The sequence below is a fragment of the Bradyrhizobium sp. genome (genome assembly GCF_049691595.1).
In the GTDB taxonomy this organism is placed as follows: domain Bacteria; phylum Pseudomonadota; class Alphaproteobacteria; order Rhizobiales; family Xanthobacteraceae; genus Bradyrhizobium.
The window spans coordinates 1-4,073 of sequence record NZ_JBAVNZ010000065.1 but is presented as its reverse complement, the minus strand read 5'-3'; the positions used below and the strand labels follow the sequence as shown (position 1 = coordinate 4,073).

Sequence of the window (4,073 nt, the reverse complement as noted above, 5' to 3'; positions counted from 1 at the left end):
CGCTGGCGGCGGCAGGCCGTTCCGCCGGCGTGACCACGGCCATGACATAGGAGGTGCGGGTCGGCACGTCCATTTGCGACAGCGCCGAGCGCAGCAGCAACAACCCGAGCGCCACATACAGGTTGGACGAAAACGCTGCCAGGATCAGGAACACGCTGGAGGGAATGTGCGTGAACACCATGGTATTGACGAGGCCGACGCGCCTGGCGATCCAGGCGGCCACCGGATAGGAAAAGGCGCTCAGCGTGCTCGACCAGAAGAAGAACAGTCCCGCGGCCGACAACGAAAGGTCAAAACGCTGGAACAGCCAGAGCACCAGCAAAGATTGGGCGACAAAGCCGCCGGCGAAGGCGTCGACGCTGAACAGCGCGGCGAGCTTGTAGACCGTCGCGCGCGAGGGTCCGAGCGGCGCCTGCGGTGCTTTCTCGTCGGTCCGCGCGTGCGGGACATGACGATAGAGCGCCGCGCTCAAGACGCCCAGCGCAGCGTAGGCGTAGAACATCAGGCGGAATGCGCCGAGCTTCGTGCTTCCCACGGAGACGAACAGATCGGGCATGGAGGCGGCAAGCGAGCCTGCCGCCGTGCAGAGCGCCCCGATCAGGCTGTAGCGCGCAAAGATTTGGGTGCGCGTCTCGTCCGTCGCACTGCGCGCCAGCACCGCGTGCTCCAGCGGAACGAGGACGCCGAGATCGCCGCCCGACGGATTGATCGTGCCGACAAACGCGACCAGCGCTATCAGGACGAAATGCTCGATATTGGGGAATGCGAGGCCGGTCGCCGCCATCAGGCCCGCCCCGAAGATCAGAAGCGCGCGCAGGTCGCGGCGCGGCGCCATCCAGCCGACCACCAGGGTCAGCAGCGCCGTGCCCAGCAGTGACGCCGTCGCCACGATGCCGACCGCGATGGCGTCGTAACCCAGCGCCGTCATGTAGGCGGGCAGGATGATGATGGCAAAGCCATCCCCGAAGCCGCGCAACCCCCGCGCCAGATACAGCAGCGAGATCAGTGAGACCTCGGTCGAACGCTGTGGCTTGCCCGGGACGTCCGTCATTCATGCTTTCCGAAGCTTGCTTATCATCTTCTATGGCAGGGGCGTGACCGTCACGCGGTCGAATCGGGTCACGCTGTCGGACTTGGTCCAGAGCGCAATGCCACCGGCTTCCACGAAAGTCCTGTCGGTCACGGTGAACAGCGTTTTGCCGTCATAAGTGACGGTAAAGCGCTCGCCTTCGGCGCGCAGCGCGAGGGAATGCCACTCTTTCGGCGTGACCTTCAGATTGGAGCCGCCCAATTGTTCGCGCCGGCCATCGACGAGGCGATAGAACCGGACATTGTCCTCAAGCGCATTGGCGCGGACCACATAGTAATTGTCGGCGTTCCGCAGCCGCACGGCGATGCCGGCGGCCTGGTCGATCTTGCCCGCGACCGCCTTGAAGCGGATTTCCGCGTTGACGTTGGCAACCGACAGGCTTTCAAGGATCGCGAGCGGAAACCGGTCATCGGTGCGGTCGGTGCTGGTCTGCTCGATCGCGCGCCCGGCGACGGCGGTTGGATCAGCCGTAACGGTCCATTCGCCTTCTCCGCCCCGTCCGGTCCGCGCAAAGGTGAACCCGGCCGGAGGCGATCCTGGCGTCATGCGATCGATGGCAATCATGGTGGCTCCTGTCTGCGCGGACGCGGGCAATCCGGCCCACGCGAGGGTACACGCGACGAGAGCAGCGCTCAGATCTGATCTGATGAGGTAACGAAGCCTGGGCCCACCTCTATCCATGCGCCATCCTCGACACGTCGAGTGTGCGCAGAGCTTGGACGGAGGACCGTCTGACGGGGAGCCTGCATGCCCCCGTGGACGCAGGCTAGATCGGAATCGGAACGTTCGCAAGCTGCCAATGTGAGAACGGGTTGACGGCGCGTGGGAAACGATACGCATCAATGCTGTTTCACGAAGGTGACCTATCCTACGGGCTGGAGCCGTCATCGCAAATACCCCCAAACGATGTGCCAATCGAAGTAATACACGAGCCGCATCCCGTACATCGACGCGAAACCGAAGCGGCGGAGAAGGTATAGCTGGACGAGATTGATCGCCCACACGTGGGTCCAGACGTAGGTGTCAAGCCAGGAAAGCGATCGGCCGGCCAGTTCGAACCGCAGCTGATATGCGGGCTCCAGAAGCGACACAACGATGATGCACACCCAGCCGACGCGATCAGAGTCGGAGCGCGCAATCGACCTCAGGCTCGCGAACATGAGTGCAAGCGGCATTGTGTGGAAGAAAACCTCCACGACAAGTGCGACCGTCGGATAGAACAGAAGCGACCACGGCATCGGCACATTGATGACTTTGATGCCAACGAAGCGGTCGACGGTGACGACCGATATCGCAAACAGCGTGGCGAGCACGGCCGCGACGCCAACGCCGATCGGGTCACCTCGTTGACGCGTGCCGAACCAACCACTGGCCTGAAGAACTCTCAGAGAAATGACGCCGATTACAGCCGTCGCGCCGAATACCGAAGCGGAACTGAAGCCGGCGAAATAAGGTTCAAAGAACGAGCCGACGCCCCGGAGATCAAGCGCCCGGGCGGCGGCGGCCGCGACAAGCGCCAGAATGGCGAAACCCGCCAGCTGACGCCATTGTCCCGGTAAGGCTGGAGCGATCTTCAACATCTGGATTGCGCAGCAACGCTAGTTCGGGACGCCCGTCCGAGCGGTTTCCGAGCCGTATCCCTTGAAGCTCAAGAACAGGCCGATCGCGACGATAACCGCGAACATCGCGTAGCTCTCGGGGCTGCCATGGGCTTGCGGTGCCTCCGGCGCGATCATGCGATAGAGACCACCCAGCAGGAGCACCCAACCGGTGACGGTAATGAGGGTCGGCCATCCCCATGCCCAGCGATTGTGCGCGCGGACCAGCGCAAGGCCAACGACGAACAGGATCGTTCCGTTGAGATAGACGACCGGTGCAATCTGGTTCTCGAAGGAGCGAATGTTGAGCGCCTCGGTGGCGCCTAGCGCAACCAATGTGGGTCCTATCAATCCTGCAAGCTGTCTTGAGGTCATCGCAGCGCCTCCTTCCATCCGTCGCATCGGCCGATCGGAGTCGGTCCAACGGTCGGCACAAGAAGCATTTTTTGCTTGGCGGGCCCGCCGATGATTGATCCAGCGCAAGTGACGGCAGCTTCGCGCGAAACTCTCCACGATGGACGGATTAGCCCGGAAGTGGCCCTGGCCCCGGCTGGCGCATGCCTCGGCTGGCGGATTGACAGCCCGCGCGGGTTTCGCTGTAATGGCGGTATGGGGACCCTGCGATCTCCCCATGAGGCGACAAGCCCAAGCATCGCGTCCCGTTCTGCTTCACGAGGGCGCAACCATGTCATCCCCCACTTCGATATCGTCCGAAAAACTTTCCCGTCTGATCGGCACCGCAAGGACGCCGGTCCTGATCGACGTCCGTACCGACGAGGATTTTGCCGCCGACCAGCGGCTTTTGCCCGGCGCGATCAGGCGCAGCCACCAGGACGCCGCCGACTGGGCCAGGGAATTTTCCGGCCGGCCGGCGATCGTCGTCTGTCAGCGCGGCCAGAAACTGGCGCAGGGCACCGCCGCCTGGCTGCGGCATGCCGACGTCACCGCCGAGACCCTTGAAGGCGGGTTTGAAGGCTGGAAGGACGCCAAACTTCCGCTGGTCAACGCGGCCAGATTGCCGGCACGCGATGCGCGGGGGCGCACCGTCTGGGTGACCCGGGCGCGGCCGAAGATCGATCGCGTCGCCTGCCCCTGGCTGATCCGCCGGTTCGTCGATCCCGGCGCGGTGTTCCTGTTCGTGGCGCCTTCCGAGGTCACAGCCGTCGGCGAGCGCTTCAACGCCACGCCCTTCGATATCGAAAACGTGTTCTGGAGCCACCGCGGCGAGCTCTGCACCTTCGACGTCATGATCGAGGAATTCGGCCTCGCCACGCCGCCCTTGCTGCGGCTCGCCACCATGGTACGCGCCGCCGACACCGGACGGCTCGACCTGGCGCCGGAAGCGCCCGGACTGCTGGCGGCGTCGCTCGGACTGTCGCGGATGT

Annotated in this window: 5 protein-coding genes; 1 reads left to right on the top strand and 4 read right to left on the bottom strand. The window is 64.0% G+C overall.

The window, feature by feature from the left end:
• The 4 genes from WCE35_RS03015 to WCE35_RS03000 form a co-directional block, all read right to left on the bottom strand.
• The coding region (locus tag WCE35_RS03015) for an MFS transporter (protein WP_424591859.1) at positions 1 to 1,051 on the bottom strand (1,051 nt) is incomplete at its 3' end.
• A gap of 30 nt (positions 1,052 to 1,081) precedes the next feature.
• Entirely contained in the window at positions 1,082 to 1,654 is a 573-nt protein-coding gene (locus WCE35_RS03010) for a hypothetical protein (RefSeq protein ID WP_424591858.1), read from the bottom strand.
• A gap of 320 nt (positions 1,655 to 1,974) precedes the next feature.
• The gene (locus tag WCE35_RS03005; protein ID WP_424591857.1) at positions 1,975 to 2,670 is read right to left on the bottom strand and encodes a hypothetical protein; all 696 of its coding nucleotides are present in this window, start codon (positions 2,668 to 2,670) and stop codon (positions 1,975 to 1,977) included.
• An 18-nt stretch (positions 2,671 to 2,688) separates the two neighbouring features.
• Entirely contained in the window at positions 2,689 to 3,063 is a 375-nt protein-coding gene (locus WCE35_RS03000; RefSeq protein ID WP_424591856.1) for a hypothetical protein, read from the bottom strand.
• Positions 3,064 to 3,373: 310 nt separating this feature from the next.
• Between WCE35_RS03000 and WCE35_RS02995 the strand changes: the two genes are divergently transcribed.
• Positions 3,374 to 4,073: chromate resistance protein ChrB domain-containing protein (locus WCE35_RS02995; RefSeq protein WP_424591855.1), on the top strand; the 700-nt coding region annotated here is incomplete at its 3' end.